General features: G+C 40.2%; 15 protein-coding genes. 7 read left to right on the top strand and 8 right to left on the bottom strand.

What is annotated here, in order from left to right; genetic code table 11:
* Positions 1-56: 56 nt before the first annotated feature.
* Positions 57-2,558: an NACHT domain-containing protein gene (locus ATK78_RS11245; RefSeq protein ID WP_133576174.1), complete on the top strand. Its 2,502-nt coding sequence runs from the start codon at positions 57-59 to the stop codon at positions 2,556-2,558.
* A 59-nt stretch (positions 2,559-2,617) separates the two neighbouring features.
* On the opposite strand, the gene cobA is transcribed toward ATK78_RS11245, so the two are convergent.
* Entirely contained in the window at positions 2,618-3,409 is a 792-nt protein-coding gene (cobA, locus tag ATK78_RS11240; RefSeq protein WP_133576173.1) for a uroporphyrinogen-III C-methyltransferase, read from the bottom strand.
* Between the two features lie 89 nt (positions 3,410-3,498).
* The gene (locus ATK78_RS11235; protein WP_133576172.1) at positions 3,499-3,936 is read right to left on the bottom strand and encodes an RrF2 family transcriptional regulator; all 438 of its coding nucleotides are present in this window, start codon (positions 3,934-3,936) and stop codon (positions 3,499-3,501) included.
* A 271-nt stretch (positions 3,937-4,207) separates the two neighbouring features.
* Here ATK78_RS11235 and ATK78_RS11230 point away from each other — a divergent pair, with 271 nt between their 5' ends.
* Both ATK78_RS11230 and ATK78_RS11225 read left to right on the top strand, forming a co-directional pair.
* Complete coding sequence (locus ATK78_RS11230; protein WP_133576171.1) at positions 4,208-4,519, top strand: hypothetical protein; 312 nt, start codon at positions 4,208-4,210, stop codon at positions 4,517-4,519.
* Positions 4,520-4,606: 87 nt separating this feature from the next.
* Positions 4,607-5,932, top strand: coding sequence for a sigma-54-dependent transcriptional regulator (locus tag ATK78_RS11225; protein ID WP_133576170.1), 1,326 nt, complete (start codon positions 4,607-4,609; stop codon positions 5,930-5,932).
* On the opposite strand, the gene ATK78_RS11220 is transcribed toward ATK78_RS11225, so the two are convergent.
* Both ATK78_RS11220 and ATK78_RS11215 read right to left on the bottom strand, forming a co-directional pair.
* Positions 5,917-8,415, bottom strand: a complete 2,499-nt coding sequence (locus ATK78_RS11220) for an ATP-binding protein (protein WP_133576169.1) — start codon at positions 8,413-8,415, stop codon at positions 5,917-5,919. The genes ATK78_RS11225 and ATK78_RS11220 overlap by 16 nt on opposite strands.
* A gap of 71 nt (positions 8,416-8,486) precedes the next feature.
* Positions 8,487-8,864, bottom strand: a complete 378-nt coding sequence (locus ATK78_RS11215) for a response regulator (RefSeq protein ID WP_133576168.1) — start codon at positions 8,862-8,864, stop codon at positions 8,487-8,489.
* A gap of 201 nt (positions 8,865-9,065) precedes the next feature.
* Here ATK78_RS11215 and ATK78_RS22755 point away from each other — a divergent pair, with 201 nt between their 5' ends.
* The gene (locus ATK78_RS22755; RefSeq protein WP_166664860.1) at positions 9,066-9,239 is read left to right on the top strand and encodes a hypothetical protein; all 174 of its coding nucleotides are present in this window, start codon (positions 9,066-9,068) and stop codon (positions 9,237-9,239) included.
* Here the strand turns inward: ATK78_RS22755 and ATK78_RS11210 are convergent.
* Together ATK78_RS11210 and ATK78_RS11205 are read right to left on the bottom strand one after the other, a co-directional pair.
* Positions 9,236-11,764, bottom strand: coding sequence for an ABC transporter permease (locus tag ATK78_RS11210; RefSeq protein WP_208112343.1), 2,529 nt, complete (start codon positions 11,762-11,764; stop codon positions 9,236-9,238). The genes ATK78_RS22755 and ATK78_RS11210 overlap by 4 nt on opposite strands.
* Positions 11,765-11,774: 10 nt before the next feature.
* Positions 11,775-12,461: an ABC transporter ATP-binding protein gene (locus ATK78_RS11205; RefSeq protein WP_133576167.1), complete on the bottom strand. Its 687-nt coding sequence runs from the start codon at positions 12,459-12,461 to the stop codon at positions 11,775-11,777.
* Positions 12,462-12,593: 132 nt separating this feature from the next.
* Between ATK78_RS11205 and ATK78_RS11200 the strand changes: the two genes are divergently transcribed.
* The gene (locus ATK78_RS11200; RefSeq protein WP_133576166.1) at positions 12,594-13,292 is read left to right on the top strand and encodes an arylesterase; all 699 of its coding nucleotides are present in this window, start codon (positions 12,594-12,596) and stop codon (positions 13,290-13,292) included.
* A gap of 56 nt (positions 13,293-13,348) precedes the next feature.
* Positions 13,349-14,668, top strand: coding sequence for a PQQ-dependent sugar dehydrogenase (locus tag ATK78_RS11195; RefSeq protein ID WP_133576165.1), 1,320 nt, complete (start codon positions 13,349-13,351; stop codon positions 14,666-14,668).
* On the opposite strand, the gene fabF is transcribed toward ATK78_RS11195, so the two are convergent.
* Positions 14,661-15,905, bottom strand: a complete 1,245-nt coding sequence (gene fabF, locus ATK78_RS11190; protein ID WP_133576444.1) for a beta-ketoacyl-ACP synthase II — start codon at positions 15,903-15,905, stop codon at positions 14,661-14,663. The genes ATK78_RS11195 and fabF overlap by 8 nt on opposite strands.
* Positions 15,906-16,038: 133 nt before the next feature.
* On the opposite strand from fabF, the gene ATK78_RS11185 reads away from it, so the two are divergent.
* Positions 16,039-17,583 (top strand): L,D-transpeptidase scaffold domain-containing protein, encoded by a 1,545-nt coding sequence (locus ATK78_RS11185; RefSeq protein ID WP_243732499.1) that lies wholly within the window; start codon positions 16,039-16,041, stop codon positions 17,581-17,583.
* Positions 17,584-17,586: 3 nt separating this feature from the next.
* Here the strand turns inward: ATK78_RS11185 and ATK78_RS11180 are convergent, their stop codons facing one another.
* Positions 17,587-18,369, bottom strand: a complete 783-nt coding sequence (locus ATK78_RS11180; protein WP_133576164.1) for a murein L,D-transpeptidase catalytic domain family protein — start codon at positions 18,367-18,369, stop codon at positions 17,587-17,589.
* Positions 18,370-18,468: the final 99 nt, after the last annotated feature.

Raw genomic sequence — 18,468 nt, 5'->3', positions numbered from 1 at the left:
ATAAAGTTTTATATTCGTTAAGTGCAAAAAATTAATGCTCACCATAACGTAGTATCATGGATGAAACAACGATATTGAATGAACTTAAAAGTTTAATTCTTTCCAAGACAGGTATCCGAACGATTACTCCAGCTGACTGTAAAAGAATTTCTATTGAGATAAGCCGAACATTAAATAAGAATGTTAGTGAGACAACCATTAAAAGGTTGTTTGGCTTTGCGGTAGTGAAACATAATTTCTCAAAATTTACGTTAACTACCTTATCTGAATATGTAAATGATGAATATAGCGGATCGGAGATCTTCGCAGGCAACTCCAATAAGCAGCATGTTATTCATAGCTGGAAGGAGATCCAGGAAAAAGCGACAAGGATAACCGACTTTACCCTTAAGGGAGTAAAGAACAGATCAGGTATGCCTTACGAACTTACCATCAGCAGGAAATTTGCTGAACATGATTTTGAAGATTTTTTTAAGAGCAATTATAGTTTTACCTCATTTATTTCACAACCGGGATATGGAAGAACCATAATCCTGGGACATCTGGCAGAAAGATTCTTAAGCAATGAACTTCCGGTATATAAAAACTCAACCCTTCTGTTCATTACGGCTTATACCCTGTTCAATAAAGAGCATGTTTCGGTAAACCTGGAAGACCAGCTTAAAGAACAGCTTGGAATTCATTCCAACGACAGCCTCATCAACCACATCAATAAAAACTATAATGCTTCAGGAGGCAAATTCATCATCTTTATGGATGGCTTTTCAGAACTTGTCCTTAAAAACGATCTCAAAAAACAACTATTCGATAGCATCATAGATTTTATATGCACCATAGAGGACAGCAATAGCATTAAATTGGTAATGAGCATGCGCTCTACTACATGGATCCGGTTTTATGACTGCATCAGACATTCGGCATTTCTCAAAACCAAATGGTTTCCCGGAAATTATTTCAACCTGAATGAAGTTTCCAATGTACCATCGCTTACAGAGAAAGAAGTAGATCTGATCATCTCAAAAATAAACAGGTATGATGTTCAGGCCATAAATCCTAAACTTAAAAATCAATTAAAATTCCCATTTCACATTCAGTTGTATTATCAACTGAAAGAAGAAGACCCGCATTTTAATTATTCAACGAACATCACATTTTATGAACTGATATCGCGGTTTATTCAGGATAAAATTTACCGCTCAAATTATTATACAGAAAAGATCCTTTTCTTAAAAAAGGTAGTTCAGTTAACGGAATATGGCAAAAACGGACATGCGGTTTCCAAAGATGATCTGATCAGTGAACTATCAGCATTTAAGAATGCCTATACGGAACTCCTATCCGATGGGATACTCATGGAAGAGAAAAGCCATGAAGAGTTTCATCCCCGTGAATTTGTTCGTTTCATTCATCCGCACATATTTGAATATTTCCTGTTTATTGAACTATTGGAGAAATTCCATTTAAAAGTAGACCGTTCCTTTTTTGAATACATCAGGAATGAATATGACAACAACCAGGCAAGGTTTCAACTGTTGCAGTGGACCATTAGATTTATTACCAGGATTGGGGATTTCAAATCGTTAACATTCTTATTTGACCTGGATCTCAATAACTATGAAAGAAATTATTTGATCTTGTTCATCGCTGAAAATCTGGAATACAAGTCGAAGTTTAATCCGGATACGATCAAAGCAATACAGGAACAGGGGCTTCATGAAGCGATAATCAAACAGATGATGAGTTTTGATTTTGCAGATTCCTGTTTTAAAGATGCGGTTCATGTATGGATACAAATTACAGATTCGGAGGCATACCTGTTGGTTTATCAATCCCTTTTGCTGCTATTTGATGTATTTAGCCTGGACCATAAACGGATTGGAAAAAGATCAGAAATACTATCACAATACAGCTCAAATACATGGCCGGCAGACCCCTACAAAATCTCTAAGGCTATATATGCAAAGGTGATGGATGTTTCATCAAAAAATGAATTTGATTTAGCTCATTTTGAAGCAATGATCTTAAACCAGGGAACCGAAGAATTGACCATTGAACAATCAATAACTTATCTTTTGATCATACAACTTCATTTTTTGTCAGGAGATATGGAAAAGACTTCCAAAATGATCAGGCTGATACTCAATCAGCATCCTTCAACCTTTTCAAGAAGAACCCCGCACTGTATATTTTTTATGAATATCTACGCATTGGTCAATTCTAAAATAAACCCGGGAAAGAATACAGATAAAATGGAAAAGATCCTTGTGATGCTGGACCGTAATAAAATGAAATTTAGGATCACCAAATTCTCAGAATCAATTCTGAGATTAATGCAGGCCAACCAAATGAAAAATAAAGAAGAATATATGGCTGCCTATGATCTTGCCCTAGAAAGCCTTCAGCTTTTTAAAAGGAATCAGCTTAATTTAAACTGTCTAATGGCTTATAATCTAATTATAGAAATATTTACAGCACTGAACGATCCGATCCGGGTTAATGAATATAAATATGACCGCTTATGCTTTATTGAAGACAATAACATTCCAGTAAATTGCTGACTGCTATTTAATCAGGTAATGAGCAGATTTTTTTGTTGGGATTAACCAGGATAATAAAATTACTCCTGGTCAATCAATTGATAAAAATCACGAATGCGGAAAAATGAAGGGTGCAGGGAAACCACGTCTCCAAAGATCAATAATGCAGGAGATTCTATCTTATGGTCCGAGATTAATTCAGCAATCGTATCAACCACACCAATTTTAATGGTTTCCTGCTGCGACGATCCATTTTCAATAACAGCAACCGGAAGCCGGTTCTTTCCCTCTGCCTGAAAAATGGCAGCAATCTCCTGTATCTTTTCTATCCCCATCAGCACTACGACAGTAGCATTGGATTTTGCGGCAACGTAAAGGTCGGAAGAAAGATCACCTTTTTGGTTGGTACCAGCAAGAACCCAGAAGCTTTCACTCAGGTTACTGTAGGTCATTGGAATTTTATGAAGTCCCGGTACACCAATAGCACTCGAAATGCCAGGGATGATCTCCGTTTCTATACTATATGACTCCGCAAAGTCTACCTCTTCAAAACCTCCTGCAAAAACAAACGGATCACCACTTTTTAAGCGAACCACATGACCGTAATTAAGCGCATAATCAATCATCAGCTTATTTACCGCATCCTGTGAAAAAGGTTCATTGTCAGATTTTCCGCCAACATAGATCTTTATTGCTTTTTCAGAAGCATAATTCAAAAGAGCGCCATTAACCTGGGCATCGTATAATACCACATCGGCATTACCAATGGCCTTCATTCCCTTTAAACTAATCAATTCAGGATCTCCAGGACCAGCACCTACCAGGGTGATTTTGGGTTCTTTTATGCGGCTTGTTGTTTTATTTAAAATCATCTCCCAACTACTTAAATGAATGGATACACTTGCTTTAGATAACAAATGTAACAAATTCTATGGAATTAGTAGTATTTATTTAAGATAATTTAATTGGTGACTACTTTATCCGTTTCACGGGCAATCACATCTGCTATAGAAGTTTCAGCAAGTACGTTAAGCGTGGCATTACGTACATCAATAAATGTTTTGCGGATCCCGCAGGTAACCTCGTCATGACATTCATCACATTTACGGTAAAACTTCAAACTGGCACATGGAACCATCGCTATAGGACCGTCGGTAATTCTAAGTATATCTGCCAGAAATATATCTTTCGGATCTTTATTCAGGCTGTATCCTCCCCCAGCACCCTTCTTACTGTACAAATATCCGGCATTGCGCATATCTAAAAGGATCTGCTCTAAAAACTTTCGTGGAATCATTTCCATTTCAGCCAGCTTTACAATTTGCATCGGTGGGTTTCCTGCATTCTTACCAAGAGCTACAAGTGCTTTTATCGCATATTTCGTTTTCTTAGACAGCATATTAACAAATCTAAGAAAAGATTTACGGAATCATATATGAATCCTACACGATTCATATATGATTTTTTTAGAATCGAATCCGGAAAATCAAATTGGGACACCTGTTTTTGCAAACATTAGCCACAAAGTGTGGAACAATGCTACATTTTAAAAAACCGGAAATAACCATTAAACACTGATTATCAGTTATATAAAAATTAATAAAGGCATTGGCACCATTATGAAGTATGTCTTTGTATAATTATTAAACGAACATTTTAAAACATATTTTATGAAAAAGATCATCTTATCAGCAGCATTTTTCGCAATCGCTGGATTAACGACAGTAAACGCTAACGAAATTAAGTCTAACCCAATCATAGTAGCTGTTCAGGACAGCACCACTAAAACTCCGGTCGAGTTAAAAGACCTTCCAGATCCGGTTAAAGCAACCCTGGCTTCTGAGAAATATAAAGTATGGACGCCAACTGCGGCGTTCCTGGTAACTAAAGCAGACAAAACCCAATACTATCATGTTGATGTTAAAAAAGAAGAAGAATTGTCTTCTTTGAAAATCACAAAAGATGGTACCGTTATCGAATAGTCCCCTCAATAATTATCATCAATATCTAATAAAAGCCGGATTTAGTCCGGCTTTTATATTTTTGTTAGTATTTTAGAGCGCAATCCTATGGCAAAAATACTAATCATTGAAGACGACCTAACGTTCTCCCAGATCCTGGAAGGCTTTCTAAAAAAGAATGGCCATGAAGTAACAGCAGTACACGATCTCAAGAAAAGTTTCCAGGTGCTGGCACAAGAAACCTTTGAGCTGCTGCTGGTTGATTATCGTTTGCCTGATGGTACCGGTTTAGATGTACTGACTTATCTTCGTGATAAAGGATCTATCCAGCCCATATTAATCATGACCAGTTTCAATGATGTCAAAACAGCTGTAAAATCCATTCAGCTGGGCGCTTTTGACTACATTACCAAACCCGTTAATCCAGATGAACTGCTGATGATCATCAGCAAGGCACTGGGCAAAAAAGAAACGGCCAATACGAATTCCATTGAATCGCCTGACACCATAAAAGGCAAAAGTGCGCTGGCCGATAAGCTTTACGAGCACATCAGCCTTGTGGCACCTACAGATATGTCTGTGATCATCCAGGGAGAAAGCGGAACAGGGAAAGAGTATGCCGCAAGAACACTGCACCTGCAGAGTAAGCGGAGCCATAAGCCATTTGTTGCCATAGATTGCGGCGCACTATCTAAAGACCTGGCTGCAAGTGAACTTTTCGGCCATGCTAAAGGATCGTTTACAGGCGCTTTAAATGATAAAAAAGGACAGTTTGAAGCTGCTCACGGGGGCACCTTATTTTTAGATGAAGTAGGTAACCTGAGTTATGAAGTGCAGGTTAAATTATTGCGGGCCATTCAGGAAAGGGTAATCCAGCCATTAGGCACAACAAAAAACATTAAAGTAGATGTACGGATCATTACGGCTACAAATGATGACCTTAAAACCAGTGTTACAAATGGTACATTTAGAGAAGATCTGTACCACCGGCTCAATGAATTTAAAATACAGCTTCCGGCATTGCGCGACCGTGGGAAAGATCTTGAATTGTTCATCAATCACTTTATCAAACAATCCAATGCTGAACTCCAAAGAAATGTAACGCAATTGTCTAAAGCAGTAGCAGAGATCTTGTTTCAATACGATTGGCCAGGAAACCTGCGTGAGCTTAAAAATGTGATCAAGCGGATGGTATTGCTCTCTACCACTGAGACGTTAGAAATCGAATCCCTGCCAGAAGAGATGATCGTTGCCATTAACCAATCTCCAAGACCGACAGGATCAGACCTAAAGGCCATTAATGAGGTTAATGAAAAGACCCTGATCATGGAAACCCTGCTTAAAGTAAAGTACAACAAATCAAAGGCGGCGAAATTGCTCAACATAGATCGCAAAACATTATACAGTAAAATGGAACGCTACGAAATCGAATAATAGGATTCCGTTTGCTTCTTTATTTTATCGGTTAAAACGGCTAACTTATCCAAAAGCATCCTGATATCTTTTAATTGAACATCAGAATAACCGTTTTTTCTCAATTCTAATTCCTTCACCCTGAATTCAGCAGCCAGCTCTTTAGCCCCAATCTGTGCTATCCTTCCGGCCAGACGATGGGTAAGCAGACAAAGTGTGTCGGTATCTCCAGCTGCTAATGCCTTTTTAAGTTCAGTACTATCGTTTACGCAATCTTCTATAAACCGTAAAAGAATACTGTTCAATTGTTTTTCATCTCCGTAGGTCATCTTTCTTAATCCATTAAGATCCAGATCAGCTGCCTGGTACGAATGATCAGGCTGTTGTTTTTCTTCATAAAGTGCAGCTAAAAGTTCACGCTCCCGAAAGGGTTTCATGACCAAACCGTCAAAGCCATTGGCCAACAGGTTTTCCTGCTCATCCGGCAAGACCTGGGCCGTAATGGCATAGATCTTAACATCCGCAGGAATACGGGAACGTAAGATCCTGCAAAGTTCAAAGCCATCCATTTCTGGCATCCGCATATCCATAAGCACATACCCTACAGAATCATCCCAGACCGTATTCAGGAGCTGGGCAGGTGAACTAAAACAAGTATAATCTATCTGATTCTTACTAAAGATAACGGCACAAAGATCCAGGATCAGCTGGTCATCATCAATTACCCATACTTTCTGCGTTGTAAGTGTTTTGCCCGCGTGCTGCAGAATCTCAGATACGGGTTCAGCCGCGATGGTAAATGTCAGGTAAACGGTAAATGTACTCCCCTTTCCTGCTTTACTTTTTAAATAGATCCTGCCGCCCTGGTTATCTACCAATGATTTGATGATGGACAGACCCAATCCGGCCCCGGTCCTGTTTACTGCTTCCTGTTCTGGAGAATTAACTTGTTCAAATTCATTGAAGATCAGTTTACTTTGCTCTTCTGCAATTCCAATCCCCGTATCTTTTACGGAAAATGTAAAATGCAGCTGATCGCCCTGTCTTTTATAAAATGCAGAAAGAATGATCTCTCCTTCATTGGTAAATTTGATGGCGTTTCCAAGCAGGTTATAGAGGATCTGCTTTAATCTAAACGGATCTCCGTTAATAAAATCAATTCCGTTAAGCGCAAATTCAGTACGCATATTTAGCTGTTTCAGCGTTGCCTGAGGACGCATTGCAGCAACAACTTCATCCAATAGACCGGAGATACGAAATGGAGTATTTGAAAAACTAAATTTGCCTGAAGTGATGCGGTTATAATCCAAAACCTCATTTACAATCTGCAGCAAATGCTCAGAAGAGTTGTATATGGCTTCAATATCTTTATGATCCGGATGTTCCTGCTGCTTAATGATCTCTGCATAACCAATAATTGATTGAAGCGGTGTTCTGATCTCATGGCTCATATTCGACAAAAAACGCTGTTTGGCTTTTCCGTGATATACAGCTTCATCTTTAGCCACTTCAAGCGCTTGCCGGTACTTTGCACTTCTTGTAATGTCTGTTAAGATCAAATAAAGCAGTAAACCTGTTAAAAGAAAGAACACCAGCATAATGATACTAATGGTATTGATCCCGGTATTTACTACCTGCTTAGCCTGAACACCATTCAACTCAATTTGACTGAGTACTTCACTTTCAACTTTCCTTAAAATATCAAGCATTTGATTAACGAGCAGGTTGTTTGAATTTGCCAGGGCTGCCTCCCTGCTCAAAAAGCTTGCATTTTTTTCCTGTTGTTTCTTTTCAATGTCGCGAATTGATTTCTCCAGGTTTTTAGCAATCTGTTCATCAGTGGAAAGTGCAATGGTATCTTTTTTAACCTTTTCTTCATTGACGATCTTAAATGAGTTATCTGCGTCATCCCGTTTTTTTCCAAACAGCTTATTGAAGAAGCTTCTGGGCTTTTCAGAATTGGGATAAATGGTAGTGGTTGATGTTTTTTCTTCTGTGGCGAGGATCGTACTGTCGCCTTTGCTTCCGCTTTTTGAGACGATATTACTCAGGTTTTGAACCTGATCTGAAAAAGACTTATTGTTGATCAGCCGCTCCCTTACTTTGAGATAATTAATAAATTGTCCATCTCTTTCACTCAAAAGCTTTTTGATGGCATAAATACGCAGTAATTGAACAGAATCATTGGTATAAAGGGCAGCCAGGGAATCCAGTACGTCACGCAACTGGCCGGATTCTTTAAAGAGTTTCCGGTAATTTCCAGGGTCATTCAGTGCTTGTCTTTTTTGGAGCTGGTCCAGACTGCCGATCTTACGTGAAATAACGTTTACCATACGCAGCCGTTCACTTGGTGCGGAGATACTTTCTACAGTAGTCAGCATCTCTTTAAATGCAACCTTACTAACACCCCAAGCCATAAACAACGCAAAGCAGGCTAAAAGTAACGCGATAATCACCTTACTTTTCATTGCCTTAATAAAACTACTGCGGGGGATTGTACTCATTTGACCTTTAAATAATAACGGAAAGATCAGAAATGTATTTTAAACTACAAATTTAATAGGTAAATAACCAGCTATCCGTAATAGGCATTTGAAATGCAGTGGCTGTTTATGATCATCTGAAATTGATAATTATGAAAAGGTTTAGGGATAAACTGGTTGCAATGGCTAACTGAGATTATCTGGTCTGATAACATCGTTTCTGAAGTGATCAGTACAGGGATGTTAGCAGTATGTGGATTAAGTTTAATACTTAAGCACAGTTCAGCGCCATTTTTTTCACCAGGAAGCGAATATTCTATGATAATAATATCGGGATGAAAGCTTTCTATGGAACTAAAAATATTATTCGGTGTTGAAGAAATACGGATTGAATAATCAGCAGAGAATAATTCAAATAAACTACCTGAATATGCTTCATCATCGTCGATAATTAACATCCTCTTTGCCATATCTAAATGTAGAGTTAAAGAAGCTCAACAAGAAGGTGTTATGTACGCATTCTTATAGGAAAAGTACCTGTTTTAAAACCTTTTTAACCAAACCACTGTTTTATAGGAGATTAATAAAGAAGATTTTACTAAATTTATTACTTAATATTCAATAAGATCCCGTATTTAATTCATCTGTACACTTAATCTAACCTTATCCTCATGAAACAGATTAAATCAAAAACAAAGATGGCTGGAGACAACAGAATAAAGCCAATTTTATCTTTCAGAAAAAAAGACTATTATTTTCATCCCGATGATGATTTTAGAGAAGATGACAACTGGGGCAAAGCAGCAACATTAAAAACGGATGACTTTAAAAGACTGGCTCTTTAAGCATTCAAAACTGTTAGCGGAGCGGTATTTAATACTTTACGGCTGCTTAATACCCCTGTAATCAAAACCAGGAAACATATAGTCAGAAATAACACTAAGATTGGAAGAAGTGGCGGAACAAAGCTTGCATTGAAGCTGAATATGGCCAATGCCCAGCTTCCGCCAATCGCCAGGATCATTCCTGCACCTGCAGAAATGGCTCCAAGAAATAAATATTCTAATGCTGTGATCATGACAATCTGTTTCCTGCTTGCTCCCAATGTACGTAACAGCGCAATTTCCTTTAACCTTTGGTTTTTACTGGTTAAAACGGCTGAGATCAGCACAATCCAACCTGTAGCCATGCTAAAAGCGGCCATAAATTGGATCACAAATCCAATCTTGGATAACAATTCATCCAGAACATCTAAAATAAGCTGCAGATCAATAACAGAAACATTAGGGAAATTGCGTACTACGGCACCCTGAAAATTGGCAGAAACCGTTCCGGATGTAACACGGGTCATGAGAACATGAAACTGAGGGGCATCTTCTAAAACGCCAGTTGGAAAGGTAACCCTGAAATTCGTCTGCATCCTGGCCCAGTTCACGCTCCTTAAACTGCCAACTACAGCAGGGATGAGCATTCCCTGTACATTAAAGACAATCTTATCACCAACGTCAACCTGGATCCGCTTTGCATAACCCTCTTCCAGAGAAACATATACGATCCCAGAAGGTGCTGTCTTACCCGTCCAGGTGCCTTTTACTATTTTTTCAGCCGCAGTAAGGGTATCCTGAAAGGTTACCCGCAATTCTCCGCGAAAAGCCCTTTCCGAGGTACCTTTACCTTTCTTACCATTGATCTCTTCTATCCTTACCGTCACAATAGGAACCTGGCTCATTACCGGAAGCTTAAAATCTTTTGTAAGCTTTGCAACGGCACCGTTCTGGTCATTCTGAATGTCAAATAATACCATATTGGCCTGATTTTCACCAGAAGACAGGGTTACACGGTCCATTAATATGCCCTGCACAAAAAATAAGGTGCAAATAAACGCTGTAGAAAGACCAATAGAAACGGTAAGCATGCTGGTTTGGTTATTTGGACGGTATAAGTTTGCAAAACCCTGCCGCCATAAATAGCTAAGGGACGCAGGCATTAACCTCCGGATCAAACCCATCAAAAGTTTAGACAACCCGTAAAGTAATAAAAATGCAATACCAATGCTTCCAGTAAATATAATTGCCTCTATCCAACCGCGCATCTGGAGCCAGGTAAATATCAAAACAAAAGAAAATATAAGTACATAAACCATCCATTTTAAGTAATCTACAGATTGATTAGACTTCTCAAAAGACAATCTTAAGGCATTTAAAGGGGATATCCTCCGAACAGAAAGAAGAGAAGGCAATGCGAACAATACAGAAATGATCATTCCGAGCATTACGCCCTGACCTATTGCACTCCAGGAGATCTGCATGGTAAGTTCTACCGGAATAAAATCTTTCAACACAACAGGGAGCACAAACTGGATCAATGTTCCAAGGATTGATCCGAGGATTGCACCGGTTAACCCAATGAAAACAATTTGAATGAGGTAGATCATAAAAGCTTCCCAGGCTTTTACGCCGAGGCACCTTAGGGTAGCAATTGAACCCAGTTTTTCGCCAATGTATACATGAACAGCACTACCAACACCAATACAGCCAAGCAGTAAGGCAATGAATCCGGATAGTGATAAAAATCTGGTAACATCGCGGAATGATCTTCCGGTTTCCTCTTTCTTTGAAGCAACGGTTTCTGCATCCAGCCCTTCCTTATCCAGAAGAGGCTGGATTTTCTTAAGTACTGCTTCTACCTTTTCGGGATTGCTGAATTTGTAATAATATTTGTACTGGATCCTGCTTCCTATTTTGGTAAGTCCGGTTTGTTCCAGATACCTGAGCGGGATGTAAACAATAGGGGCAACCGTAGAAGAGATGCCTGTTTGTCCGGGTGCTTTCTCCAGTATACCTTCAATGGCAAATGAAAGTGATCCAACCTTGATCGAATCTCCAACCTTTGCATTAAACTGGAGCATCACGGTTTTATCAACCAATGCACGTCTATCCTTTTTAAAACTATCTTCTGCAGTAAAAGGAATGGTTTCTATATGCCCATAGTAAGGATAATTTCCCTTCAGCGCGCGGATCTGAACAAGCCTGCTGCCATTATTCTTTAAAAAATAAACCATAGAAGCAAAGCTTCTTTCAGTTGCCTGTTCATCACCCAGTGTATCTAAAAGCACACTTGCCTTCTTACTTACAACTTTTCGCGAGTCTATGGTCAAGTCTGCACCAGCCAGGTTCTTAGCCTGATCTTCAATGTCACGCTGTAAATTATCTTTGAAGGAATATACCGCAACCAGGGCTGCAATACCTAAAATAATGGAAGAAATAAAAAGAAAAAGCCGCCCCCTGTTGCGACGGCTATCGCGCCAGGCCATTTTAAATAGCCAGCCAAAATTTACAGGTCTGCTGTATACGGATTTATTTTCGGGCATATCTGAAATTTTAGTTAGACTCATCAGAAATCAGCTGACCACCTTTAATTTTTATGATCCTGCTGGTACGCATAGCCAGATCCAGATCGTGGGTAACGATCACCAGGGTTGTTCCTGCATCCCTGTTCAATTCAAACATTAATTTCTCTACCTTTTCACTGGTTTCAGCATCCAGGTTACCCGTAGGCTCATCTGCAAAAAGCAAAGCTGGTTTATTTGAAAACGCACGGGCAAGAGAAACACGCTGCTGTTCGCCGCCGGAAAGCTGTACAGGATAGTGGTGTGAGCGTTCTGCCAGGCCAACTTTATCAAGCAGATCCAAAGCATGCGCCCGTATATTTTTAAGGCCCCTCAGTTCCATGGGTACCATCACATTTTCAAGCGCAGTAAGCGTAGGCATTAACTGGAAGTTTTGAAAAATAAAGCCGACATATTTATTCCTTACCGCAGCCCTTTCATCTTCGCTAAGTCCGTCCAACTGAACCCCATTAAGCCTCACGATGCCTGAGCTGGATCTGTCTAATCCTGCGCAAAGACCCAAAAGCGTGGTTTTTCCACTTCCGGAAGGACCGGTAATGGCTAAAGTTGAACCTGCAGTTACCGAGAAATTAATGGCATTTAATACCGTAAGCTCCTTCCCCGCACTTTTATAGACCTTACTTACGTTTTCAATACTCAGGATGTTTTCTGCAGACATAGTTAAATCGCTTTTTAATTTGAATGTATAATGTGCTAAATACTGGTATATTGTAAACTTAAAGCCACATCACCTGTTAAATATACAAGGTCAGGTTACTAAAGACTAATTTTAGATTTTTATATTACATATATGTTACGCAACACTTCAACCCTTATCATAACATTTCTTGCTATTTTTTTCTCATCGTGTGGAAACAGCTCAAAGAATGGAGACAAAGAAACAGCAAAGGTTTCTGATACTACAGCCACTTCAGCAGCTGCGGCCACAGCTGCTAACAAGAAGAAAATTCTTTTTTTTGGCACCAGTCTTACTGCCGGTCTTGGTCTTGAAGATCCTAATGAAGCATACCCTAACCTGATCCAGCAAAAAATAGACGCCATTAACCTGCCTTATCATGTAGTAAATGCCGGATTGAGCGGAGAAACATCTGCAGCAGGCAAAAGCAGGATCGGATGGGTACTTAAACAGCCTATATCCATATTTGTACTGGAACTGGGTGCAAATGATGGTCTGCGCGGCGTTTCCGTCTCAGAAACCACACGGAACTTACAATCGATCATTGACACTGTAAAAAACAAATACCCGGAGGCAAAGATGGTATTGGCAGGAATGCAGATACCTCCAAATATGGGTGAAAAATATGCCTCAGATTTCAAGGATATGTTCAAACAGCTGGCTGTAAAAAACAAGATGACCTTTGTTCCATTTTTACTGGAAGGTGTAGGCGGCATACCCGCATTAAACCAGAATGACGGAATTCATCCAACCGCTGAAGGACAAAAGATACTGGCTAAAAACGTATGGGTAAAACTAAAAGAGATTCTTTAATGTTATAAAACAGATGCTCAAAACGAGCTACTATAACATTTTAATAATCTAACTTTATGAAAAGACTGCTTTTTTTTGTTGCAGCCGCACCACTATTTGTGGCCTGTAATTCAACAACAAATAAAGAAAACACGGCTGGCGACAGCTTAGCAACAGTTTCAGACACAACGCAACAGGCTTCGCTTCCTGCGCCAGATACCAATGCGTCAAAAAACAAGTTTAGCAAGGTCATCGGCTGGCCGGATGGCAAAACACCTGTTGCCCCTGAAGGTTTTACCGTTACCCGTTTTGCAAGTAATTTTAAAAGTCCGAGAAACATCTATGTAGCACCCAATGGTGATATTTTTGTTGTGCTTTCCAATTCCGAACGCTCTTTAAAAGAAGCAGCAGCAAATTTAATTACAGGAAAAGCGAAAGCTGAAGTGGCCGGAGAAAGTGCAAATACCGTAGTTCTTTTAAGGGATAAAGATCAGGATGGCGTGCCAGAGCTGCAAACCAATTTCCTTGCAGGTCTTAATCAACCTTATGGCGTACTCATTATTGGAAACTCATTCTATGTAGCCAATACAGATGGCTTATGGAAATATCCGTACAAAGCCGGCGATACTAAAATTACCGCTAAAGGAACCAAAATTCTAAGCTTGCCAGCTGGCGGATATAACAACCACTGGACACGTAACCTGATTGCCAACTCAGATAATTCTAAAATCTATGTGTCTGTAGGATCAGGCAGTAATGCAGGAGAAAATGGAATGGAGAATGAAGTGCGGAGAGCAAACATTTTAGAGATCAATCCGGATGGAACCGGCGAACGGATCTATGCCGCAGGATTAAGAAATCCGGTTGGTATGAGTTGGGCACCAGGTACCGGTACCTTGTGGACAGCCGTAAATGAACGTGACGGACTGGGAGACAACCTTGTACCGGATTATATTACCAGTGTTAAAGAAGGTGGTTTTTACGGATGGCCTTACTCCTATTATGGACAGCATAAAGATCCCCGTTTAAAAGGACAGAAGCCCGATCTTGTGGCTAAAGCCCTTGTCCCTGATGTACAGGTAGGCGCACATACGGCATCATTGGGCCTTGCATTTTATACCGGCAGTAAATTTCCGGAAAAATACAAAAGCGGTGCATTTATTGGTCAGCATGGATCATGGAACAGATCTGCATTATCCGGATATAAGGTTGCTTTTGTTCCCTTTAAAAATGGAAAACCAAGCGGTCCGCTTCAAGACTTCCTGACCGGATTTATTGCCGATCAGGATAAAGGGGATGTTTATGGCAGACCAGTTGGTGTTGCTGTAGCACCCGATGGAGCGTTATTAGTTGCAGATGATGTAAGCAGTACGATCTGGAGAATTGCGGCTAAATAGATTTAAAAACTACCGTTGCGTTGTGGCCTCCGAAACCAAAAGTGTTGCTCATGGCCACCGCAACTTTTGCGCTTACGGCCTCTTTAAGCACGATATTTAAATTACCGGGAATAGCCGGATCAAGGTTAACCGTATTTATAGTAGGCGGTATAACCCCGTCACGCATCGCTAACAGGCAAATAATGGCCTCAATGGCGCCGGCAGCACCTAATAGATGTCCGGTTATTGATTTAGTAGCACTGATCTTTAAGTTCAGACGTTCCGTTCCTGTTAAATTGGTAACGGCCATAATCTCAGAAAGATCACCAACTGGTGTAGAAGTCGCATGGGTATTCAGATAGTCAACCTGCTGAATACCTATGTTTGCTTCTTTTAAGGCGAGTCTCATGGCCTGTGAAGCCCCTAAACCTTCAGGATGGGTAGATGTCATGTGATAGGCATCTGCAGTCATCGCAGCACCGGCAACTTCTCCATATATTGTAGCACCCCTGCTTACCGCATGTTCATATTCTTCCAGGACTAATGCACCTGCCCCCTCGCCCATTACAAAACCGTCGCGGTTTACATCAAAGGGTCTGGATGCACCTTCAGGATTATCATTTAAAGTGGACATGGCTTTCATCGATGAAAACCCGCCAATAGAAGCCGGAGAGATCGGAGATTCAGAACCACCTGCAACGATGATCTTGGCTTTGCCCCAGCGGATGTAATTAAAGGCATCCATTATGGCGGTATTACCTGTTGCACATGCAGAAACAGCACTGTAATTGATTCCCATATACCCATTTCTAAGAGATATTAGTCCGGAAGCCATATTAATCAGAAACTTAGGCACAAAAAATGGGCTAAACCTGGGTTGGCCATTCCCTTGTGCAAATTCCGTAACCTGCTGTTCAAAAGTATCCATACCACCCTGGGCCGAACCCCAGATCACACCGACATCAAAAGGATCCATCTTGTCGAATTCAAAACCAGAATCCCGAATGGCTTCATCCGATGCAATTAATGCATACTGTGTATACAGATCAGTTCTTTTCAGATCTGCCCGGTCCAGATAAGAGGAGGCATCAAAGTTTTTAAGTTCGCAGGCAAATTGGGTCTTAAATAATGAGGCATCAAAACGGGTGATCTTTGCTGCTCCGCTTTTTCCGGCAACCGCATTATCCCAAAAGGTTTTTACCTCATTCCCAATTGGCGTTAAAGCCCCAACACCAGTAACTACCACTCTTCTCTGCATCATCATGATCCTATTTTATTTGGCTGCGAATTTACATCCTCTTTTATAATTTGAGGGAACAAACCGTATTCTTTCTGTAAAAATTTACTGGAAAGAAACCTTATCGTGGCATAATTTTTAGTAATAGCTAACTATGCATAAATCTAACCGATCTAAAACAACACTGATCTTTCTTTTGGCAATTGCCTCCTTATCCATTATTTTACCGGCATGTAAAAAGAAAGTCAGATCCGACATATCAAAGGTATTATTCTCAGAAACCAGGAATAAGGTTTTTAAAGACCTGAATGCAGACACATTTGCTGTAATCATGAAAAGAACCCTCGAACAGGGGAAATCTAAAATGACCAATCCAAAGTTGATCACATCATTTTATGAATCTAAAGATTATGAGCCCATATTGATCCTGCAGCATTTACCTAAGGGACAATTGAAAAATATTCCTGAATATTTAAGTAAAACCGGAGAACATGGTTTAGATCCCAGGATCTTTAGCGCGGAGCAGATCAGCACCCTAACTGGTAAATTTTACGATAAAAAAGCCATAAAGACAAAAGAAGAAGCCTACCAGGATCTTGCAGATCTGGAATTAATGCTGGCAAATTCCTTTATCAACTACAGCAATGCGATGCAGTTTGGCATACTTAGCCCCAGAAAGATCTATGCCAATTATTATACAAAAACAAAGCGCCCGGACAGCATCAGTATGATCAGGATCTTTGCAGTCAAAGACCTTAAAAACTACCTGGATAGCATACAGCCTAAAATGCCGCAGTACCTGGCTTTACAAAAAGCTTTAAGTGAAGGCGTAGTAGGGCCACAAATAGATAAAGAAGAGACCAGCAGGATCCTTAAAGCCAACCTGGAAAGACTGAGATGGAAAAATAAACCATCAGAGAAAAAATATGTGCTGGTAAACATTGCAGATTTTAGCCTGGATGTAATTGACAACAACAAGTCTGTACTAACTATGAAGGTATGTGTTGGTGAGGGCAGAAATAAAGACCTTACGGCAGACTTAAAAGAGTATGATGAAACGGGCTTAAGTAAGGACAGGCCATTCTCCAGGGAAACACCTCAACTGAACAGCATGATCCACAGTGTACAGGTAAACCCGGTATGGAATATTCCGGAGAGCATTGCAACCAATGAGATTACCAAAGACGCTGCAAAGGACCGGTTTTACCTTTCCAATAAGAATATTGATGTTTATAAGGATGGTAAAATTGTAGAAGATCCGGAAACCATCGATTTTTCTGCTGCTGATGCAGGTAAAATCTATACATTTAAACAGCGCCCTGGCGATGACAACTCCCTCGGTAAGATCAAATTTCTTTTCCAGAATGACGAGAGTGTTTATCTTCATGATACCCCTGCTAAGGCAGCCTTTAACCTACCCATGCGCGCAGTAAGCCATGGTTGTGTACGCGTAGAAAAGCCGCTGGACCTGGCCCTTGCTCTATTTGGGGAAGGCACAAAATATCAAACCATTAAAAAGGAAATGCAAAGTGACAAACCTGAGGCTAAAGACATTGTACTTAGCCCACAGGTTGCAGTATACTTAACTTATATTACGGCATGGACTGACGGACAAAATGTCCTTCATTTCCGTAAGGATGTTTATGGTCTTGATATTGTACTGGACAGCTATCTGCAAAGGCTTAGCGCAGGCAAATAATACCTACTTGCTTGCAATAACTGATGAATCGGCTGTTGCTACGCCTGCAAGATCTGCAGCAATGTGATGATCCAGGAATCTTGAAGTATAGTGATCATCACTACCATTGATAAACAATACGGTTTTACCTTCAATGGTATTGATCACTTTATCTGCAAGCTCAGGAGCAACGGCAGGGCATCCCTGACTGCGTCCAAGCCTTCCTAAAGCATTTATAGTACCCTGGCCAACATAAGATGCCCCATGTACTACAATTGAGCGGCTGCGTGCGTTATCATTATAACCCTGGTCCATGCCATCCAGCTTAAGGGATTTACCATGTTTACCATTGTAGATCTCTCCGGTTACATAAAAGCCCAGGCTGCTTTGAAAAGAGTCATTTACATTAGAAAAGCGCGTAGCCATATCAGCACCACTTTGCTGCCCATGTGCAACCCAAGTGTTTAAAAGCAGTTTTTTATGGTCCAGATCAATGATCCATAACCGTTTGGCAGTGCTAGACTGATTCATATCGGCAATGCTGATCACAGATTTGGTGTTGGAAAGTTTACCGGTAATTTTAAGATTATAAAATCCGGTGATGGCTTTTTCAAAAACCGCCCTGTTTAATCCTGAAATCTCCAGTTTGGCCGAGTCGTAAAGATCTTTAACGTATTTGTTGTATAAAGAATCTTCAGCTACTGTACGGACAATAGGTTGGGTTTCAACTGGAGATTTCCAGCTCATTGTAAAAAGCGAAAGGGTGATTAATGCAATACCTGCTCCGCCTAAAATGTATTTTCTCATAGAATTGGTTTGGTGAACTCTGTGTGTGTATACTAATTAGGTAAGTTTTGCGTCAAATAGATTTTGTTTAATTGTTCGTGTGAATAACTATAACAAATA

The organism is Pedobacter metabolipauper (assembly GCF_004362715.1).
In the GTDB taxonomy this organism is placed as follows: Bacteria; Bacteroidota; Bacteroidia; order Sphingobacteriales; family Sphingobacteriaceae; genus Pedobacter; species Pedobacter metabolipauper.
Note: the sequence above shows the minus strand (reverse complement) of the source record. Positions and strands in the feature narration are given on the sequence as shown.